Source organism: Sulfurimonas sp. RIFOXYD2_FULL_34_21 (genome assembly GCF_001830805.1).
GTDB lineage: Bacteria > Campylobacterota > Campylobacteria > Campylobacterales > Sulfurimonadaceae > Sulfurimonas.
Genome location: NZ_MICH01000001.1, coordinates 151,816 through 171,314, shown reverse-complemented (window position 1 = coordinate 171,314; position 19,499 = coordinate 151,816). Strand labels below are relative to the sequence as shown.

General features: G+C 34.3%; 20 protein-coding genes and 1 tRNA gene. 3 read left to right on the top strand and 18 right to left on the bottom strand.

Translation table 11 applies throughout. The features are described from left to right. Window positions 1-9 precede the first annotated feature (9 nt). The 7 genes from A2530_RS00865 to A2530_RS00835 form a co-directional block, all read right to left on the bottom strand. Entirely contained in the window at window positions 10-666 is a 657-nt protein-coding gene (locus A2530_RS00865) for a phosphatidylserine decarboxylase (RefSeq protein WP_294884000.1), read from the bottom strand. Further along, entirely contained in the window at window positions 656-2,653 is a 1,998-nt protein-coding gene (gene ftsH, locus A2530_RS00860) for an ATP-dependent zinc metalloprotease FtsH (RefSeq protein WP_294883998.1), read from the bottom strand. The genes A2530_RS00865 and ftsH overlap by 11 nt, the downstream gene beginning before the upstream one ends. 2 nt (window positions 2,654-2,655) lie before the next feature. Continuing rightward, on the bottom strand, window positions 2,656-3,489 hold the full coding sequence (locus A2530_RS00855; RefSeq protein WP_294883996.1) for a 50S ribosomal protein L11 methyltransferase: 834 nt from the start codon (window positions 3,487-3,489) through the stop codon (window positions 2,656-2,658). Then, window positions 3,489-3,863, bottom strand: a complete 375-nt coding sequence (locus A2530_RS00850) for a response regulator (protein ID WP_294883994.1) — start codon at window positions 3,861-3,863, stop codon at window positions 3,489-3,491. The genes A2530_RS00855 and A2530_RS00850 overlap by 1 nt, the downstream gene beginning before the upstream one ends. Window positions 3,864-3,949: 86 nt before the next feature. Beyond that, complete coding sequence (gene hisA / locus A2530_RS00845) at window positions 3,950-4,660, bottom strand: 1-(5-phosphoribosyl)-5-[(5-phosphoribosylamino)methylideneamino]imidazole-4-carboxamide isomerase (protein ID WP_294883992.1); 711 nt, start codon at window positions 4,658-4,660, stop codon at window positions 3,950-3,952. Window positions 4,661-4,668: 8 nt separating this feature from the next. Further along, window positions 4,669-5,280, bottom strand: coding sequence for an imidazole glycerol phosphate synthase subunit HisH (gene hisH / locus A2530_RS00840; RefSeq protein ID WP_294883990.1), 612 nt, complete (start codon window positions 5,278-5,280; stop codon window positions 4,669-4,671). Continuing rightward, window positions 5,277-6,182 (bottom strand): PDC sensor domain-containing protein, encoded by a 906-nt coding sequence (locus A2530_RS00835; RefSeq protein ID WP_294883988.1) that lies wholly within the window; start codon window positions 6,180-6,182, stop codon window positions 5,277-5,279. The genes hisH and A2530_RS00835 overlap by 4 nt, the downstream gene beginning before the upstream one ends. A gap of 131 nt (window positions 6,183-6,313) precedes the next feature. Between A2530_RS00835 and A2530_RS00830 the strand changes: the two genes are divergently transcribed. Next, complete coding sequence (locus A2530_RS00830; RefSeq protein WP_294883986.1) at window positions 6,314-7,198, top strand: lipid A biosynthesis lauroyl acyltransferase; 885 nt, start codon at window positions 6,314-6,316, stop codon at window positions 7,196-7,198. Between the two features lie 10 nt (window positions 7,199-7,208). On the opposite strand, the gene A2530_RS00825 is transcribed toward A2530_RS00830, so the two are convergent. Genes A2530_RS00825 through panB form a run of 3 tightly spaced genes read right to left on the bottom strand, consistent with a single transcriptional unit; the run spans window position 7,209 to window position 10,059 of the window. Then, window positions 7,209-8,249 carry an AI-2E family transporter gene (locus tag A2530_RS00825; RefSeq protein WP_294883984.1) on the bottom strand — a complete coding sequence of 347 codons (1,041 nt, stop codon included), beginning with the start codon at window positions 8,247-8,249 and terminating at the stop codon, window positions 7,209-7,211. Continuing rightward, on the bottom strand, window positions 8,246-9,259 hold the full coding sequence (gene ruvB / locus A2530_RS00820) for a Holliday junction branch migration DNA helicase RuvB (RefSeq protein ID WP_294883982.1): 1,014 nt from the start codon (window positions 9,257-9,259) through the stop codon (window positions 8,246-8,248). Before ruvB ends, A2530_RS00825 begins: the two co-directional genes overlap by 4 nt. 8 nt (window positions 9,260-9,267) lie before the next feature. Then, window positions 9,268-10,059 (bottom strand): 3-methyl-2-oxobutanoate hydroxymethyltransferase, encoded by a 792-nt coding sequence (gene panB, locus A2530_RS00815; protein ID WP_294883981.1) that lies wholly within the window; start codon window positions 10,057-10,059, stop codon window positions 9,268-9,270. Between the two features lie 77 nt (window positions 10,060-10,136). Between panB and A2530_RS00810 the strand changes: the two genes are divergently transcribed. After that, window positions 10,137-10,541: a chemotaxis protein CheA gene (locus A2530_RS00810; protein WP_294883979.1), complete on the top strand. Its 405-nt coding sequence runs from the start codon at window positions 10,137-10,139 to the stop codon at window positions 10,539-10,541. Next, window positions 10,538-11,278 carry a tryptophan synthase subunit alpha gene (gene trpA / locus A2530_RS00805; RefSeq protein WP_294883977.1) on the top strand — a complete coding sequence of 247 codons (741 nt, stop codon included), beginning with the start codon at window positions 10,538-10,540 and terminating at the stop codon, window positions 11,276-11,278. Before A2530_RS00810 ends, trpA begins: the two co-directional genes overlap by 4 nt. A 6-nt stretch (window positions 11,279-11,284) precedes the next feature. Here trpA and A2530_RS00800 read toward each other — a convergent pair whose 3' ends face one another. The 8 genes from A2530_RS00800 to A2530_RS00765 form a co-directional block, all read right to left on the bottom strand. Continuing rightward, a complete protein-coding gene (locus A2530_RS00800) occupies window positions 11,285-12,736 on the bottom strand; it encodes a TrkH family potassium uptake protein (protein WP_294883975.1) in 1,452 nt (483 codons plus the stop codon). Further along, window positions 12,718-14,028 (bottom strand): NAD-binding protein, encoded by a 1,311-nt coding sequence (locus tag A2530_RS00795; RefSeq protein ID WP_294883973.1) that lies wholly within the window; start codon window positions 14,026-14,028, stop codon window positions 12,718-12,720. Before A2530_RS00795 ends, A2530_RS00800 begins: the two co-directional genes overlap by 19 nt. Before the next feature lie 12 nt (window positions 14,029-14,040). Then, window positions 14,041-14,730 carry a response regulator gene (locus A2530_RS00790; protein ID WP_294883971.1) on the bottom strand — a complete coding sequence of 230 codons (690 nt, stop codon included), beginning with the start codon at window positions 14,728-14,730 and terminating at the stop codon, window positions 14,041-14,043. Then, window positions 14,727-15,707 (bottom strand): DUF4118 domain-containing protein, encoded by a 981-nt coding sequence (locus tag A2530_RS00785; RefSeq protein ID WP_294883969.1) that lies wholly within the window; start codon window positions 15,705-15,707, stop codon window positions 14,727-14,729. Before A2530_RS00785 ends, A2530_RS00790 begins: the two co-directional genes overlap by 4 nt. A gap of 319 nt (window positions 15,708-16,026) precedes the next feature. Further along, window positions 16,027-16,111 (bottom strand) — tRNA-Leu (locus tag A2530_RS00780). A 51-nt stretch (window positions 16,112-16,162) separates the two neighbouring features. Beyond that, window positions 16,163-16,477 carry a F0F1 ATP synthase subunit C gene (locus A2530_RS00775; RefSeq protein WP_294883968.1) on the bottom strand — a complete coding sequence of 105 codons (315 nt, stop codon included), beginning with the start codon at window positions 16,475-16,477 and terminating at the stop codon, window positions 16,163-16,165. A gap of 190 nt (window positions 16,478-16,667) precedes the next feature. Beyond that, a complete protein-coding gene (locus A2530_RS00770) occupies window positions 16,668-18,845 on the bottom strand; it encodes a polyribonucleotide nucleotidyltransferase (RefSeq protein ID WP_294883967.1) in 2,178 nt (725 codons plus the stop codon). After that, a complete protein-coding gene (locus A2530_RS00765; RefSeq protein ID WP_294883966.1) occupies window positions 18,835-19,497 on the bottom strand; it encodes a phosphoribosyltransferase in 663 nt (220 codons plus the stop codon). Before A2530_RS00765 ends, A2530_RS00770 begins: the two co-directional genes overlap by 11 nt. Between the last annotated feature and the right edge of the window lie 2 nt (window positions 19,498-19,499).

Below are 19,499 nucleotides of genomic sequence, written 5' to 3'. Positions count from 1 at the left end.
GTCATTATATTATTTGCTTTTATTTTCGTTAGTAAAATAACCTATAAGTGTCTCAGAAGCTATCAGTTCACTGCCAACTGTTATATTTAATCTGAAATTTTCAGGCAGATATATAGTCGTAACTCCATCTACCATAAGCCCGTACCTTGAACCTTGCAACATATTTTGAGATTTTATTATATCTATATCTATGCTTTTAAAACTTTGCTTTAATTTATGTATTATTTTCAGACTGTTTAATGACTTTTTATCATTAAATACAAGTTCTGAATTTTCATTAATATGCTTTGAGAGAGGGCTTAAAGAAGAAAGTCTGGCACCTTTGTTAACTTCAATATGCTCTAAAGATGAGGTAAAAGGAACCCTAAGAAGAGACACATTTAAATAACTGCCATCTATCTCAATTTTGTATCCATAAGTTCCATCAGTACGAAGTTCTTCAATAGAGATTATGGTTCCATCAACGGGACTAACTACACTATTTTCCTGATAAAGCATAGTTTCTCTTTCTGGATTTCTAAATACAAAAATAAATGCAAAAGTTGCTAAAAAAGCTAAAAATTGTAGAAAATCTAAATCAAGAATTGTAAAAACAAAAAATGCCAATAGAGCCACAAATAGATAATTCCAACCCTCTTTAGCTATCGGCAAAAGATTATTTTTCATCTGATTCCTCTTTGGTATTATTTATATCTTCTTTATTTTTGTCATTTTCTACCATTTTCGCGTCAGCTTTTAGCTCCTCTTCAATATCATCAACGACAATATTTACTTTAGACTCCAATCCATTATCTTTTTCAAAATTTATAATTATATCTCTAACTTCTTCACCTGTAATATTCTCTTTTTTATACAAAAGCTTTACGATATCTTCTATGGCTTGCTTATACTCTTGAAGTCTTTTTACGACATTACCGTACCTTTCTTGAAGTGAAAGCTTAATAAACTCGTCCATTGCTTCTGCCATTTTATCGCTATACTCTCTAGAAGCTTGATTACCTCCGCCTAAAAATGAGTGTCTAGTTTTTTCTAAGACCATAAGACCTGCAACATCACTCATACCGTAAGTTTGAACCATAGATTTTATAATATCCGTAGCTCTCTCCAAATCGTTTCCTGCTCCGGTAGAGATTTCACCGATAAATACTTCCTCAGCCGCACGACCGCCCAAAAGAACATCTACCTCTGCCCAAAGTTCATATTTTTGAGCCATAAATTTATTTTCTTCTGGAGTATTTAGCGTATATCCAAGTGCTGCTAAACCACGAGGTACAATTGACACTTTAGATACTTTTTTGGCACCTACGGTAGTTTCAGCCATCAAGGCGTGTCCGCTTTCATGATATGCAACTATTTTTTTCTCTTTCGGATTAATACGACGAGATTTTTTAGCAAGTCCTGCCAAAGCTCTCTCAACGGCTTCATAAAGATCTTTTTGAGTTACACTTTTTTGACTTTTTCTACCTGCTAAAAGAGCCGCCTCATTGACGATATTTGCCAAATCTGCACCAGCTAAACCGGCAGTTAAACGCGCCACTTCCTCAAGATCTACATCAGCGTTCATCTTAACGCCTTTAACATGTACTTTTAAAATTTTTATACGACCTTCAAAATCAGGTTTGTCAACCAATACTTGTCTATCAAAACGTCCCGGACGCAAAAGTGCTTGATCAAGAATTTCAGGTCTATTTGTTGCTGCTAAAATAATTACTGGGGTGTCTGTTCCAAACCCATCCATTTCTGCTAAAAGCTGATTAAGAGTTTGTTCTCTTTCGTCGTTTCCGCCCATATTCGCACCGGCTGCACGACTCTTTCCTATTGCGTCTATCTCATCGATAAATATTATACTAGGAGCATCTTTTTTAGCCTGTTCAAAAAGATCACGAACACGAGCTGCACCTACTCCTACAAACATCTCTATAAAACTAGAACCGCTAACCGAGAAAAATGGAACGTCTGCTTCACCTGCAACTGCTTTTGCTAAAAGTGTTTTACCAGTACCTGGGCTTCCAACCAACAATACACCTTTTGGAATTTTTGCACCTATTTCAACATATCGTCCAGGATATTTTAAAAAGTCAACAATTTCTTGAACTTCCTCTTTTGCCTCTTCTACTCCAGCTACATCATCAAATTTTGTTTTTGGTTTTTCAGAGTTAATCATCTTTTTAGACGTACCCATTCCCAAAATACCGCTGCCCATACTTTTTTGCATTCTGCCAGCAAAAAACATCCAAATAGCTATAATAATTAAAAATGGAAATAGCCATCCAAACATCTCTGTAAACCAATTCGTTTCGCTAAAGCCCGTATATTCTATACCTTGTTTGTCTAATCCTTCTGTCAGTTTTGCATCACTAGGAACAATTCTGGTTGTGTAAAGTGTTTGATTATCAGCGCCATAAGCTTTTATATAGCTCTGCCCTATATCAACTTTTTTCAAACTTTTAGATGATATTAATGATTTAAGTTCTGAATAACTTATCTGCTTAGCTCTTTTATTCCCTACAACAGCTCCTTCAGATGAAGTGCTATTTTCGCCTATTAAAGCCTTAAAGAGCAAAATAATTACTACAGAAAATATTGCAAAAGTTATTAACGGGTTTTTATTAAAAAAGTTACTATCTCTGTTTTTATTATCTTTGTCTTGCATATCTATTTTTTACCTTGCTTTAGTATTAATGTAACCCACTCATTTTGAGTTATTTTTTCTTCAATTTCAAAATCTTGATAAAATTTTAAAACCTTTGCTTCATATTTGTCTAATATTCCGGATAAAATAAGAATACCGCCCTCTTTTAAAACTTTTTTTAAATCATTTGCTATAAAAGTCAATACATCTGCTACTATATTTGCCACAACAATGTCATAACTATTTTTTGCCAACGAACAAGAGCCTTCCCATATATTTTCAAATTTTACACCGTTTAGCTCAGCGTTTAAAATACTGTTTTCTACACTTACTGCATCTGTATCGCATGCATCGACAGAAGCTCCAAGCTTAAGCGCAGCAACGCCGAGTATTCCACTGCCGCATCCGACATCTAAAACTCTATTACCTTTTTTTACATGTTTCGCAATGGCTCTTAATGATGAAGCTGTTGTCGGGTGGTGACCTGTGCCAAATGCTAAGGCGGGATCTATTATTATGTTAATTAAATTCTCACTAGGCTCGTCCCAAGTCGGATGAATATAAAAGTTCTCTATACAAATCGGTTTAATACTATTTTGATAAATCTCTACCCAGTCACTATTTTTTAGCTTTGTCTGCTTACACTCTAGTTCTATGTTTTCCCCGAGTGCTTTTTGCAAAGCTTCAGCAAATTGCTCTAATCCCCATACTATAGTATCTAGTTCATCATCACTTCTAATAATAAAGCCGCTATCCGTCTCTTCAAAACCGACAGGCAATGTATCCGATAAAAAATCACAGAATAACGAATGATGAGAAGATATATTGACTACTAGCTCAAAGTAATGCTCTTGCATTACACTTCAATACCCATAACAGCACCAAGTTTTTCTTTTAAAACTTGAGGTGTAAACGGTTTTACAATATAGTTGTTAACGCCGGCTTTTAATGCAGTAATAACTTCCGCTTTACCGCCCTCGGTTGTTACCATAATAATTGGCAAATCCATAAAACGACTGTCTGCACGAACTTTTTTAACAAGTTCCAATCCATTCATTTCTGGCATATTCCAATCTGTAATTAACATATCTATATCAGGATTTGTATTCAAGGCATTCCAACCTTCAATACCGTCACCGCCCTCAAGTATATCCTTATGACCAAGTCTAACTAGCGTATTTTTTATAATGCGACGCATCGTAGAACTATCATCAACAACAAGTAATTTCAAATGAAATCCTTTCTTTTTTAAATATTTGTAAATTAATTAAGCAACAATGATACCTAAATTTTATTTATTTTATGATTAAGCAAAACTTAACTTATGAGCCTAAACATTTTTGCCAAATCAAGAGTTCCCTCATAATATGCCTTGCCTATAATCACACCCTCAACGCTATTTGTTGCTATTAAAGCTTCTATGTCACTCTCATCTTTAACACCGCCGCTTGCAATAGTACTAATGCCGCTTGCTTTTGCAATCTCAACCGTAAAATCTACATTAACTCCACTGAGAGTTCCGTCTTTTGAAACATCCGTGCATATAATAGCTTCAACACCTGCATTAGCAAACTCTTTTGCCAAATCAGTTGCTCTCATCGAACTTACTTCACCCCAGCCTTCAACTGCTACAAAGCCGTCAATTGCATCGATTCCGACTGCAATTGGATATTTTGCTGCCATATCTTTAACAAACTGCGAATCTTTAACGGCTATTGAGCCTAAGATAATTCTGTCTATTCCTATTTCAAGCATTTTTTTTATTGTTGCTTCATCACGTATGCCGCCGCCGAGTTCTAGCTTTACATTGCAATTTTGACGTATTTTAATAATCTGTTCTAAATTCTTAGGCTCTCCGGCAAACGCTCCGTTTAAATCAACCAAATGAACCCACTGGGCACCCATCTCCTCAAATTTTTTAACAAGCATCCACGGCTCATCCGAGTAAATTTTTGCGCTTTCCATAAGACCTTTTGTAAGTCTTACCGCTTTCCCGTCTTTTAAATCAATTGCCGGATATAAAGTCATATTCTTTCCTATAAATTTATGAAATTTTCTAATATTTTAAGACCATTTTTATGGCTTTTTTCAGGGTGCGGCTGAATTCCCATTATATTTTCATGAGCAACAGCAGATGCAAATTCGTAACCATATACAGTTTTACCGATAATATCTTCTTCATTATCACAAACGGCATGGTAAGAGTGTACAAAGTAGAGATAATGCTCTTCATCTAAGTTATTAAAAAGAGGATGATTTTTTGTAAACATTTTATTCCATCCCATATGGGGAACTTTTAGCGGCTCACTAAACTTAGATGTATCAAAAGCCACAACTTTGCCTTTGATAAGACCTAAACCTTCACTATCTCCAAACTCTTCACTACTTTCAAATAGAAGTTGCATACCCAAACATATACCTAAAATCGGCTTGGAAGTAGCGGCATAATCCTTAATTGGTTGAATCATATTTCGCTCTCTTAGATGCTCCATAGCATCAGCAAATGCACCCACCCCTGGAAGTATCAACTTATCATAATCTTTAAACTTTTCAGGGTTACTTTCTATCGCCGTTTTTGCACCCAACTTAGCAAACGCATTTTGTACGCTTGCCAAATTTCCCATGTTATAATCAACAATTCCTATCATTCTTCAATCTTTAATTTTGTAAATTTTATATATATTGCCAAAGTTACAAGCAGCATTGCAACACCTGCGATAATGTACATGGCATAAACCAATTTTTCCGGGTCTGTTATTGCAAATTTAAATACCAACATCAAAGCTTCTATAGACAGCGCTATAATAATTGAACCCAAAAATCTTACCATTGTCTTATGGGGACCGGAAATACTATGCTCTTTATTTCTACCCAAGATTTCCTCTTCGATAAGAGTTTTTGCCAAATCAAATATTGCAAGTGCGAGTGTAAGTAAGATTGTTGCCTCAAATACATCTTTTATCTTAAAATGATCCGGTGATATCTCATATATGAAAAAACTCTGCATACCTTTAAAAAACAGAAGCGATGCAACCGCAATAAGAGCAAAAGAAAATGCCGCATATGAGTATTTAAAAAGATTTATAAAAAATTTATCTGAAAATGTTGAACGTGATATTTTAACAACTTCTTGAATCGGCATGTCAAGGCATGCTATATATTTCAGTTCTCCATGTTCATCAAAAATAGGCTGGGATGCAGTAACCGTTAAATCACCGGTAATAAGAGAAGGATATGGGTCGGTTATCGTACATCTTCCCTCTCTGACTGCGCGATAATAGTATGCACGATCAGCTCTAATTTTTCCTATATCGGTATCTATCTGCCTAAGTGCAGTGTATGTCGATGAAATTTGCACACCATGGCTGTTAATAAGATATACCCCCTCACATTTTTCTAAATCTGCTTTTATCTTTAAAAGACGCGGCATTATCATCTCCTCTGAAAGCGAGGGGAGCCTATTTGGAATATTTCTAGAAAAAAGATAACAAAAATATGCTCTAGCCTTTGTTCTACCATCGGAAAAATTTTGGATATCAGACGCCATCATTTGCTATATGCCTTTTATATTAGTAAAACGGGATTATACCAAAGGCTAGATAACAATTAAATTACTTGCTGGTTTTATATACTATGATTTGATATAATCCACTTTTTAAATAACATAGGAGTTATTATCTAATGGGCTTTAAACTCTTTTTACTACTTGAAAAAATTTTAATGATTTTACCAAAAAAAATAAGAAAGTATTTTTTCACAACACTTGCAACAATAGCCTATTATGTATCTTCAAAATACAGAAATATAGCCTATAAAAATCTTGATTTTATATTTGAAAACAAAATAGGTAAAAAAGAAAAAGATGAAATAGTGCGATATAGCTTCAAAAATCTACTATTTAATTTTTTACATCTAATGGAAATCAGATATATGAGCAAAAACGAGTTGGCAAAAAAAGTAACCGTAAAAAATATAGAAGCCGTTCAAAGAGTACATGTACAAAAACGCTCGGTAATTTATGTAACCTCGCATTATAGTGCGTGGGAATTAGGCGGGAGTGCAATAGGAGCTTTTGCAGAGCCCATTGCCGCAGTTTATAGAAAAATGAAAAATCCTACATATCAGGAGTGGGTTTTAGATAGCCGTTCAAAATTTGGAAACAGTTCATTAGAAAAATCAAATGTTATAAAGCCACTCATTAAACTGGTAAAAAACGGTGGTGCCTGCGGCATCTTAATAGATACGGCAATGAATCAAAGAGAGGGTTTAGAAGTGGACTTTTTTGGCAAAAAAATTCGCCAAACCTCAACACCTGCTTACTTAGCTAGAAAATATAATGCGGCAATTATTCCAGTTACTATAAAAACGGATGATGAAGAGAATTATGAGTTAATATTTTTTGATGAAATTGCGGTTGAAAAAACAGATAATGAACAAGAAGACATACAAAAAGCGACTCAACTTCAAGCAGATTGGCTAACAAAAATCATAACTGACAACCCAAAATTTTGGTTTTGGGTGCATAGAAGATTTAAAAGTGAATATCCACAAATTTATAAAAATTAAAATTTAATTTTCATGTCATAAACTCTTTGCTTCTTGCTTCAAACAACTTTAAGAGTGTAAGAAAAAATGCCGTAATTGCAGGTCCTAATATCATCCCCCAAAATCCAAATGTAGCAAGTCCAGCAATGATTGCAAAGAAAATAACAAGTTCATCTACTCTTGCATCATCCTCTTTTAAAAGCCTTTTATTAATCTCTTTTATAATCAGCGGTTTAATAAAAGTATCTGCTACGATAGAAATCATTATTACGGAGTATAGTGCTATGAAGATACCGTTAGATTCATTTCCCAAAGAGAATTCAAAAAGCATAAACGGTAACCACATAACAGCTCCTCCGATAATAGGAATTAAAGAGGCAAATCCGTACATTACTCCGAATAAAACGCCGTTATATCCCAAAAATGATATAGCCAAACCAAACAAAATTCCTTGAAGCATTGCATTAACGATAATCGAGTAAAAAACAACGCCCATAACGGATGAAAGCTCTTTTATAAGAGTTGAACTCTCATCAACCGACATCTGGACTACTCTTCTTAAAAATGTAAATATATGATCTCCGTTATGTAGAACAAAAAAATAAAAAACTATCATTAAAAAAGAGTTTTTCAAAAATCCTATGCTAAAAGCTCCTACAGTCCCAGTATATGATAGTGCGGTTTTACTAAATGAAGCTATATCTAAATTTTGAATATTCTCTACTATATAGGGCTTTGCAAAAATGAGAAATTCCGGCGGATTGTCAACTTTTGTCAATATATACTGCTTTACATTTATTAAAATCTGAGGGTCTAGATTGTTTAACTTAACACTGAGTGTAATTAAAAAATATCCTAGTGGAACAAAAAAAAGTATCGCAAGTAAAAACGTAGATGTGAATGAGGCATAAAATCTGTTTTTTAGATATTTTAAAAAAAAGTTCTGTATATTAGAAGTTGAGATAGCTAAAAGTATCGCTATTGTTATTGCTAAAAGAAATGGAGCATAAAGAAGATACATCCAATAAAGAGATGTTGCAAAAAGCAGTGCTACGAAATATTGCGGTTTCAAAATAGACCTCCATCATCTAAAGTAGGAATAGTAAAATTTAAAATCTCATAAGTACTTCTTGTTGCTTTCCGCCCTTTGGCAGTTCTCTCCAGATAACCGTTTGCAATCAAATACGGTTCTAAAACATCCTCCACGGTTCCCTCATCTTCACTAAGTGCTGCCGCAATTGTGCTAAGTCCCATAGCCCTTCCGTTTGCACCTACCAATAAAGTTAATAATCTGATATCCATCTCATCAAATCCATATGAATTTATACCAAGTTCATCAAGAGCATATTTTGTCCTTGAGTGAAGTATATTTTTCTCATTTGCCACATCTGCAAAATCTCTTACGCGACGCAGAAGACGAAGAGCTATACGTGGAGTCCCTCTACTTCTCTTTGCTATTTCAATGCTAGCCTCATGAGCTATCTCTTTATTCAATTTATTTGAAGCTTGAGATACTATTTTTGCCAACTCGTCAGGAGTGTAAAACTGCATTCTAAAATTCATACCAAATCTATCTCTAAGGGGATTGGAGAGCATCCCTGCTCTTGTTGTAGCCCCTATTAGAGTAAAACGAGGTAAATCTATTTTTACGGTTTGAGCAGCAGGTCCGCTTCCTATAATTATATCTATGCGAAAATCTTCCATTGATGAGTATAGTATCTCTTCAACAGCCGGAGAGAGACGATGAATTTCGTCTATGAAGAGTATATCGCCCTCTTCAAGGTTTGTAAGTATTGCTGCCAAATCTCCGCTTTTTTCTATCATAGGAGCGGCTGTTACTTTTATGTTCGCATTCATCTCATTTGCAATTATAAGTGCCAAAGTAGTTTTTCCAAGCCCAGGAGGTCCAAAAAAAAGCACATGGTCAAGTGCTTCTTGTCTTTTTTTGCTCGCTTCTATAAAGACACCGAGATTCTTTTTAATCTGCTCTTGTCCTATATACTCATTCCAAGCACTAGGACGCAGAGTTATCTCACAACTCTCCTCGGCATCAAATCTCTCTATCTCTACCAATCTTTCCATATTCTCTCTTAGTAAGTGTGTATCTCTTGAGGGAATTCTCTTAATCTTACCTCATCGCTATAACTCTTTATGGCATTTTTAACCAATGACGCACCGTCTAAATACTTTTTCACAAATTTCGGAGTAAACTCTTCAAAAAGCCCTAACATGTCAGAAAAAACAAGAACTTGTCCATCAACATCTTTACCTGCTCCTATGCCGATAACCGGGATTTTTACACTTTTAGACACTACCGCTGCCACATCTGCTTTTACACCCTCAATAACTATACAAAAAGCTCCAGCTTCTTCAACTGCCTGTGCATCTTTGATAAGCTGAAGCTCTTCCTCGCTACTTTTACCCTTTACCTTATATCCGCCCTCTGAGCGGACTGCTTGAGGAAGCAGTCCGATATGTCCGCAAACCGCTATGCCGTTTGAGCAGAGATGCTTGATAACATCGGCTTTATCTTCTCCGCCTTCTATCTTGATGGCATCTGCACTTGTTTCTTGAAAAACTTTTATAGAATTTTTAAGTGCTTCTTCTTTATTGCAATACGTTCCAAAGGGCATGTCACAGATAACAAAACTATCTTTTGCCCCTAAACATACTGCATTTGTGTGATATATCATCTGCTCTAGCGTTGCGCTTAGCGTATCATTTTTACCGCCAAAACTCATATTTAGACTATCGCCGACTAGAATCATATCCGAGCTTGATTCAAATAACTTTGCAAAAAGTGCATCATAAGCAGTTATCATTACTAAAGGTTGAATACCCTTACTTTTTTTAATAGAAGTTATAGTCATTTTTTTCATCATTTTAGAACTCTTTTATTTAATAAAAAGTATTTTAACTAAAAATTGCTATAATTTTGACTATATAGGAGAAATATTTTATGGGTCTAAAAAGTGATTTGTACTCCAATTTTGATTATGAGATAGTCGATGAGTTCTTAGATCACTACTCTTTGATGGTTGATGCAATGGAAGTCATGATTTTAGACCTATCTAAACCTAATATGTATGAGCAGAGCGTGAATGAGCTTTTTCGTGTTTTTCACAATATAAAATCTGCATCAAGTTATTTGCAAATTGCGCCAATGTCAAAACTTTCAACGTTTGTAGAGGATATTCTCGAAGAGATGAGAAAAAACTATAGTTGCGCAAATGAAGAAACTATAAACTGGCTACTTAGCATTGATGATATGTTTACCGTTTGGAAAAATGATATCAGACTCGATAAAGAACTTAGTCATATAAAATATTCTCTACTTAAATTACCTGACTTGGATAACAATTGAAAAAATTAGTAGCATATATAACATCCGGCTATCCGGAAAAATCATTTAGTATTGATTTAGCTTTGTCGCTAGGAAGTAACGGCGTTGACACACTTGAACTTGGGGTTCCTTTCTCCGATCCGGTAGCAGACGGTCCTTTGATAGAAAAAGCAAATCACAAAGCATTAGAACTCGGATTTAAATTTGAACACCTGAAAGAGATATCATCTGCAGTCGCACCGAAGGTCGATACTTTATGGATGGGCTACTTTAACAGCTTTTATCAACAAGATATGTATAAATTAATCCCTCTAGCAAAAGAGCTAGGAATAAACGGGTTAATAATTCCTGATTTGCCGCATGAAGAGACTTTGGTATATAATAATTTGTTTAACGCTAACAACATGTCAAATATTAGCTTTGTAGCCCCAACTGATAGTGACGATAGAATTGAAAAAATAGTTAAAGATTCTAAAAAATTTATCTATATGGTAGCTTATACAGGAATAACCGGTTCAGGCAGTGCTGAAGATTTACAACCTTTTTTATATTCAATAAAAAAATACACCCAAACTCCTGTTTATGTAGGTTTTGGAGTAAATCAAAAAACTGCAAAAGAAAAAGTAAAAGGAGCTGACGGTGTTATTGTAGGAAGTGCTTTTGTTGATATTCTTTTAAAACATGATTTAAATTATACTCAAAAAATAAAACAATGTTCTGAACTGTCAAAAATATTAAAAAGCGAAATAAACAATTAATACATACTAAAACTTTCGCCAAAAGCTTGGAATAAAGATTAATAAAAAGGTAAAAATTTCTAACCTTCCCATAATCATTCCAATTGATAAAACTATTAAATCCAAACTATCGAAAAAAGAGTAGTTTTGAGCCGGTCCTACTTGAGAAAATCCAGGTCCGATATTTCCGACGCATGCAAGAGCGGCAGAGAGAGACGTCATCATATCATGTCCGCTTGCATAGAGATAGAAAGTTATAACGGCATTAGTTATAATAAAAAGCAAAATAAACCCAAAAGTCATCCATACCAGAGAGCTTGAAATCGGTGAAGAGTTTATAAATACCCTTATGATTGCCGCAGGATGCAAAATCTTTTTAAGTTCGGCAAAGATTACTTTCATAGAAACGACATATCTGATAATTTTTACCCCTCCTGCTGTCGAACCGCCGTTTCCGCTTGCAAGCATCGCTAAAAATGCTATTGAAACAGCCATCTGTCCCCAGGCTTCATAATCTAGCGATGCAAATCCCGTCGTCGTCATAAGTGATGCAATACTAAAACTTGCATGTGTCATTGCAATAAAAAAACTATCATCACTGCTTTGATATCTAAATAAACCCATAAACAAAGAGAGTAAAATAAATATAATCATATACCATTTTGTCTCTTCATTTCTATACCCTTTATAGTCCCCTTTGAAAGCTCTTAGGTGCGCTAAAAATGTTATGCCTGAAATTATCATAAAAAAAGTTGTAACCCATAAAATAAAAGGGGTGTCAAAAGCGGCTAATGAACTATTTTTTGTAGAAAATCCGCCTGTTGAAATAGTACTAAAAGCGTGATTTACGGCATCAAATGTACTCATACCGCCGATTTTTAAAAGTAGTCCGTCAAGAAACGTTAAAAAAATATATATTCCCCAAAGCATAACTGCAGTATCTTTTATTTTAGGAGTTGATTTATCAAGTTTTATTCCGCTAGATTCTGCTTTAAAGAGTGCTAGCGAGCCGCTGGGATTAATAAGAGATAAAAGTCCTACTCCAAGAACTAAAATACCCATACCGCCCACCCAGTGCATAAGACTTCTGAGAATTAAAATCATGTTGGGCAAGATTTCAATATCGGCATAGATTGTAGCCCCGGTTGTGGTAAAACCGCTTATTGATTCAAAAATAGCCTGCATAAAGGTAATATTACTATATAACCATAAAGGTATTGCTCCTGCCAAACCGACCAAAACCCAAATAATATTTACACTAAGAATTCCATCACGCAAAGAGAGCGTAATATCATGATTTTTAAGAGCTAAAAGTATAATAGCGTTTAGACAAAAAAACAAAATATTAAATATCGCGAACAAAAATATATCTTCACCGTAGTAATATCCGACACTAATGGGTATAAGGAAAAAGAAGCTTAAATATATTCCTATATTTCCTAAAAGCTTAACAATATTTTTTAAAGTTTGTTTATCCAATGTCTTGCCTCTTCCTCTTTTTGACGCACACAAAATGTAATTACCACTATAGGGTTGCGAAGTGTATATTTTGAATCAAAAGGATTCAATTCATCATTTGAAACTATATAAGAAACTGCGCCGTTTATATTTAATGGGTTTATAGTCTGATGTTCATTTTTCAATTCCCTAATAAAACATATAGCCGACCCACCGCAAAAGAGTTTCTCATTAACTACCGAATTTGAGCCAATTGTCTCCATGATAGAGTTAAATGCATTTACTTTAGGTCCTCTTACTACAACTATTCCGAGTGAGTGCATTAAATTGTAATGTTCTATATCATTATTTATAGCAATTACTTTTTGTACTCCCTGCTCTTTTGCTTCAATACATTTAATAATATTTTCTTCATCATTAGTTGTTGAAGCAATAATCATATCCGCATTTTTCAGTCCTTCTTCATCATAAAGCCTAAAATCACCGTATTTGCTGTTTATTATTGTTGCACTATTTTGTAATATTTCCGAAGCTTCTTTACATTTTTGCAAATCTTTCTCTATTATTTTAATTCTTACATCGTTTTTTCCAAGAGCTTGAGCTATCTCTATACCCAAGATATCAGCTCCAAAAATTGCAATGTTTTTTATACTCTTTGGCATCGCATGATTTAATTCTTGGCAAATAAGTCTAATATTTTTTTCTTTGCCAAACAGATATACCATATCACCTTTTTTTAACTTTTCATCCCCGTGGGGTATATGAAATTTTTTACCGCTATCAATACCTACTACTTTTACTTTACGCGTTTCTATCTTAAATATAGACAACTCTTCATAATGGCTGTCAATTTTAATAGATATTAGCTTATTGCTTGTCTGCATAAAACTTTTTACATTATTTGCTTTAGGATAATCCAGAAGCGATACTATACTTTTTGCAGTCAAGTTATATGGGAATACGGCATCCGTAATACCAATTTTTTTTGCTATACTGCTTCTTGCAAAAAAATCATTTTTTAGCCGTATTATTTTTCTTTTTACATCTATTTTTTCCGAGGCTATAATAGAAGATATTAGATTTATCTCGTCCGAATCGGTAACTGCTATAAAAATATCTATTGTCTTATCCTGTAAAGGTATATAACTTTTTGGATCTTCCACATTACCAGGAATCGTAAGCACGTCCACGCTTTCTTGAATCTTTTCCAGTGCCTCTTCATTTTTATCCATAATAATAACATTATGTTTTACACTAAGTGACTTTGCCAGCCTAAAACCCACTCTTCCTGCCCCTGCAATTATGATATCCATTGATTTTTCCCTTTAGTTATTGCAACAAAATCTATATCCGATACCGGATTCTGTTTTGATGTAATTTGGTCTCGTACTGTTTTGTTCTATTTTTTTTCTAAGTGTGTTTACATAAGTTCTCAAATACTGCATCTCATTTTGATATCCTATACCCCATACCTCTTTTAATATCTGCTTGTGCGTGAGTGTCTTGTTTGTATTTAATAAAAAATATTTTAATAGTTCATACTCGATCGGGGTTAGTTTTAACTGCTCTTGCTTAAAAAAAATATCTCTTGAAGCGATATCCATCTTTAGCTCGCCACATATTATTTTATCAGGTATATTTTCATCACTTATGTCGCGTCTTAAATTTGCTCTGATTCGTGCCAAAAGCTCATTGACTGAAAAAGGTTTTGTTATATAATCATCCGCTCCGGCGTCAAGAGCCGCTATAATCTCTTTTTCGTCATGTCTTGCACTAAGAACGACAATTGGAAGTTTAGATATCTCTCTTATCTGTTTTATAAACTCTTTACCATCGCCATCAGGCAAACCGAGATCAACAATCAGCAAGTCAGGATTATGGCTTAAAAACATCATCATTGCACTTTTTTTACTTTCACATGACACATAGTTAAATTCATACTCTTTAAAGGTAATCTCTAATAGCTTCTTAACGGAAGAATCATCTTCTACAATTTGAATAAGATAATTTTTCATACCAATTTTGCCTTTTTTGCTATAGGTAAATTTACCTCTATTAATATACCCTCATCTATTGCACTTGCTTTAATGCTTCCACCGTGAAGGCTCACTATACTTTTACAAATTGCGAGTCCTATGCCGCTACCTGATATATCGTCAGTGTCTTCAAGGCGATAAAACTTATCAAAAATATTTTTAAGCTTTGTTTTGTCAATGTGATTACTTTGGTTAAAAATCTCTATTTTTACACTGCTACCCAAATCAACTATTTTCAAAGTGACTTTTGTATTGTTCTTTGAATATTTAAAAGCATTATCCAAAAGATTTACAATTAACTGCTTTAATAAAATATTATCACCCCAGTATAACCCAAAATCATCAATCTTGATATCTAAAAGTTCATCTTTTTGTTTATCTGAAAACTCTTCAAGAGCAACTCCCGCTATATCATCAAAATCACACCACTCATATTTTAAACTCATATCTGCACTTGATAGTCTCGTACTGTCTAAAATATTTGTGATTAATCTTTTCATACGCAATGAGGCATAATTTATATCATCCAGCAAACTTTTCATATTTTCTTTATCCATATTTTCATTAGACAAAACTAAATTTGTAGTACCTATAATAGTAGATAAAGGGGTTCGTAAATCGTGTGAAATGATATTTAATAAACTTTCACGCATCTCATTTTGTTTTGTTTGAGTATATAAATTTTTAGCTTGAACAGTAATAATCCATCCTACGATTGCAAAAATAAAAAAACTCCAGATATAGAGTTCGTTGTGAACAGTAAAACTATATAATGGAGGAATATAAAGAAAGTTAAAGAAAATTACACTCAATAGAGTAATAAAAATCGTAGCCTTCATATTTCCGTGAATTGCAACTATAACAACTGGGATAATATGAATTAGAGCGATATTTATAATATCTAAATGCTCACGAAAAATATGACTCACAAGAGTTATAACAAATAATATTCCCAACCCTTTGAGAATGAAAATATACTTTGTATTAAAGCTTATTGTCATGCACTAGGCAACTTTACTAATACAAGAACTGTTAAAATTACCAATATTGATAGCATCACAATATCACTTACTGACATATTATCCTACTTTTTATTTTATTATTTTAATTATAGTTTATAAATTATCAGTAATGTATCAATAATCTTTCAAAAATATCAAGATATTATAAAAATAACTATATATTTGGCATAAAATCATTGAATAGATAAGTGAACTTATAATTCTAAATACTTTATAAGTGTCAAAGGATGAAGTAAATTTATATTGACAGATATGGTGCGACCGGGGAGATTTGAACTCCCACACCCGTAGGGCGCTACCACCTCAAGGTAGTGTGTCTACCGTTCCACCACGGTCGCATTAAAGAGGATTTTTAAAACACCCGAAGGTGCTTTAATATTTAGATTTGATTAACCTAAATAAGGGTTTGCGTAAAGTGCGATAAGAGCAATTACTAGTGCGTAGATAACTTGAGCTTCGATCATTGCAAGAGCGATGAACATAGTTGTCATAAGTTTAGCACCTAAACCTGGGTTTCTTGCAGTACCAGCAATAGTTGCAGCTGCAGTATGACCCATACCGATAGCTCCACCAAGAGCAGCAAGACCAAGACCAAGACCAGCAGCGATCATTGAGTAAGCTTTAAGAGTTTGGTTAGCAACCTCACCGTCATTTGCGAATGCAGCAGCAGCGAATGCTACCATTAAGAAAAGAATTTTTTTCATAGTTTCTCCATTAAAATTATTACAAACTTTTTCGGCTAACGTAACCATATCCGAATGAATATAGCAACCCATACATAAATGCAAGGATTTCCCTACTAAAATTTGATTGCGAATTATACATAAAAAGTGCTAAAAGATAGTTTAACTTTATAAAAACAACTCTACATGTAATCTACATGTAGAAAATAGATTATGCACGACCTAGAGAAATTTTATTGCCTTTAAACTCTAATATCTCTACATTTATCTCATCGCCCTCTTTTAAAACATCTGATACTTTCTCAACTCTTTGATCAGATATTTTTGAGATATGTATCAATCCGTCCGTTCCGTCAGGAAGCTCTATAAATGCACCAAAATCAACTATTTTTTTAACCGTACCTTTATATTTATCACCGACTTTATACTCAATTTTAGCAACTTTTGGAGTATTTACAATTCCCTCTATATGCTCACGTGCCGCTTTTACGCCGGTTTTATTTTTACCTGTTATTTTGACTTTACCGTCTTTTTTATCGATATCTATAGCAACTTCAAACTTCTCGATTATTTCACGGATTGTTTTGCCGGCCTGACCAATAATATCGCCTATAAAACTAGGATTTATATGAAAAAAGTCAGTACTTGGCAATACACCGTCATTAAACTCTATACTTTTCTCAGCTTCTTGCATTATGTCAATTATATGACTTCTTCCCTCTTTTGCTTGATAAAGAGCCTCTTTTAAAATATTTAGACTAATTCCACCGAGTTTTATATCCATCTGCATAGCAGTTATGCCATCTTTTGAGCCTGTTACTTTAAAATCCAAATCTCCGTCATGATCTTCTAATCCCATAATATCTGAGAGAATTGCATATTTTTCGCCATCACTAACCATACCCATGGCAATACCTGCTACAGTGTCGGAAGTATCAATATCAGCAGCTTTTAAAGCCATATAACCGCCGCAGACAGTAGCCATTGAAGATGAACCGTTTGACTCTAAAATTTCGGAAACAAGGCGAATAGTCTGTCCGTCAAGATTTATGATAGGCTCTAATGCTCTCTTAGCTAAGTTCCCATGTCCTAACTCTCTTCTCTTTGTTCCCATAATCGGTGAGGCTTCGCCGACACTAAACCCCGGAAAGTTGTAGTGAACCATAAAGTTCTCATTTTGAGTGCCTTCATCAGTTAAATTTTCAAACATTTGAGCATCTTTAGGTCCGCCCATAGTAAGTACGACAAGTGCCTGTGTCTGTCCGCGGGTAAAAAGACAAGATGAATGAGCGCTTGGAAGTATGTTTGTGTTTATACTGATAGGTCTAACTTCATTTAACGCTCTTCCATCGGCTCGAACTCTCTCATTTAAGATTTGAGCTCTAACCTGCTCTTTTTTTACCTTTTCAATGGCATCTTTTAAAGATACCTCTTGTTCTACATCCGACCACTCTGCTTTTATGGCTATTATGTTTTTTCTAAGTTGTCTTAGGGCAGTTGAACGTTCTGATTTTGCCATCTGGTTCATAGCAGATTTGATATCTGACATGTGATTGTCTCTCACATATGAAACCATCTCTTCATTTACTACATGTGCTTTATATTCTATCTTTAATGTTTCTTTTTTAAAAGATTTGAAAGCCTCTTCATACTTCACATTGCTCTCAAAAAGAACTTTTTGTGTTTTTTCAAAAATGTTTATAAGTTCATCTTCATTCAGTGCATTTGAAACATGTGTCGTTATTACTGGAGCACTTAGCGTAGGATCCATTAACGGGTCTATAATCAAAGTACTATCTACTTTTTCTCCTCCAACACTTCTCATCTCAATCATCAACAAATCATCTTTTGTTCCTGAAAGATACAAATCCAAAGTAGAGTTGTTTAACTGCGATAGAGTCGGATTAAGTATAAGTTCTCCATCAACTTTTGCCGCTCTTACGGCAGATATCGACGTATTTATATCTATATTACTGACATAAAGTGCTGCCGAAGCTGCACTAAGCGCCAAAACCTGTAAGTCTGACTCTTTGTCAACGCTAAATGTCATAATAGTTATTTGAGTAGGATATCCAAACCCTTTAGGAAAAAGCGGGCGAAGTGAGCGGTCAACTATACGCGAAGTTAATGTTTCAAAATCACTTGGTTTTGTTTCACGTTTAAAAAAACCGCCAGGAATTTTACCTGCCGCGTATGTTTTTTCAATGTATTGAACCGTTAGAGGGAGAAAATCATCTTTTACTATTTCAGTCTCATCTATCACTACCGTTGCAAGAATAACTGTTTTGCCGCTTTTTAACCATGCAGCACCGTTTGCTTGTTTTGCAACTTGCGTAAATGAATACTCTTCACTTCTATTTTTTAAATCTACATTAACATCATACTTCATTTTTTTCTCCTAGTATCTTTTCTATTCTCTCTTCATCTATCTTCTCTAACTCTTCATAATATAACGATGTTTCTACATAGTCATCTATATTGTAAAGAAAAAATACATCATCCGCAAACGGTTCGAGTGAATCCAAAACATCACTCGGAACAACAGGGGTTGCAATATATACCGCTTTTGGCTTCATTGCCAAAATTGCTTTTAGCGCAGTCATAAACTTTAACCCCGTCTCACTTCCCTCATCGACTAACAAAACTATCTGATTATGCATTGACGAAAAAGGGCGACCCTTTCTATATTGATAAATATAACTTAGTATTTTCTCCTCATGTTTTCTGCGTGCTTCCCCATAGATATAGTCATACTTTATCCCAAATGCAGAGACAAGTTTTTCATTTATAACGATCTCTTCACTCTCGCAAACTCTGGCTATTTCGCATTCGCTATTATTTGGAGCTAAAATAGCTTCTGAAAAAAGAAAATCTATACTATTTTTATATTTTGAGCGGATTTGATACGCAAGTTCCAATCCTCCTCTTGAAAGTGCAATTAATCTCCAATTTTCATCTTTAAGTCTTTGCATAGGTATAACATCTTGAAGCTTCTTAGCCGCATCTTGACGATTAATTAAAATATTTTTGTATTTTTTCATAA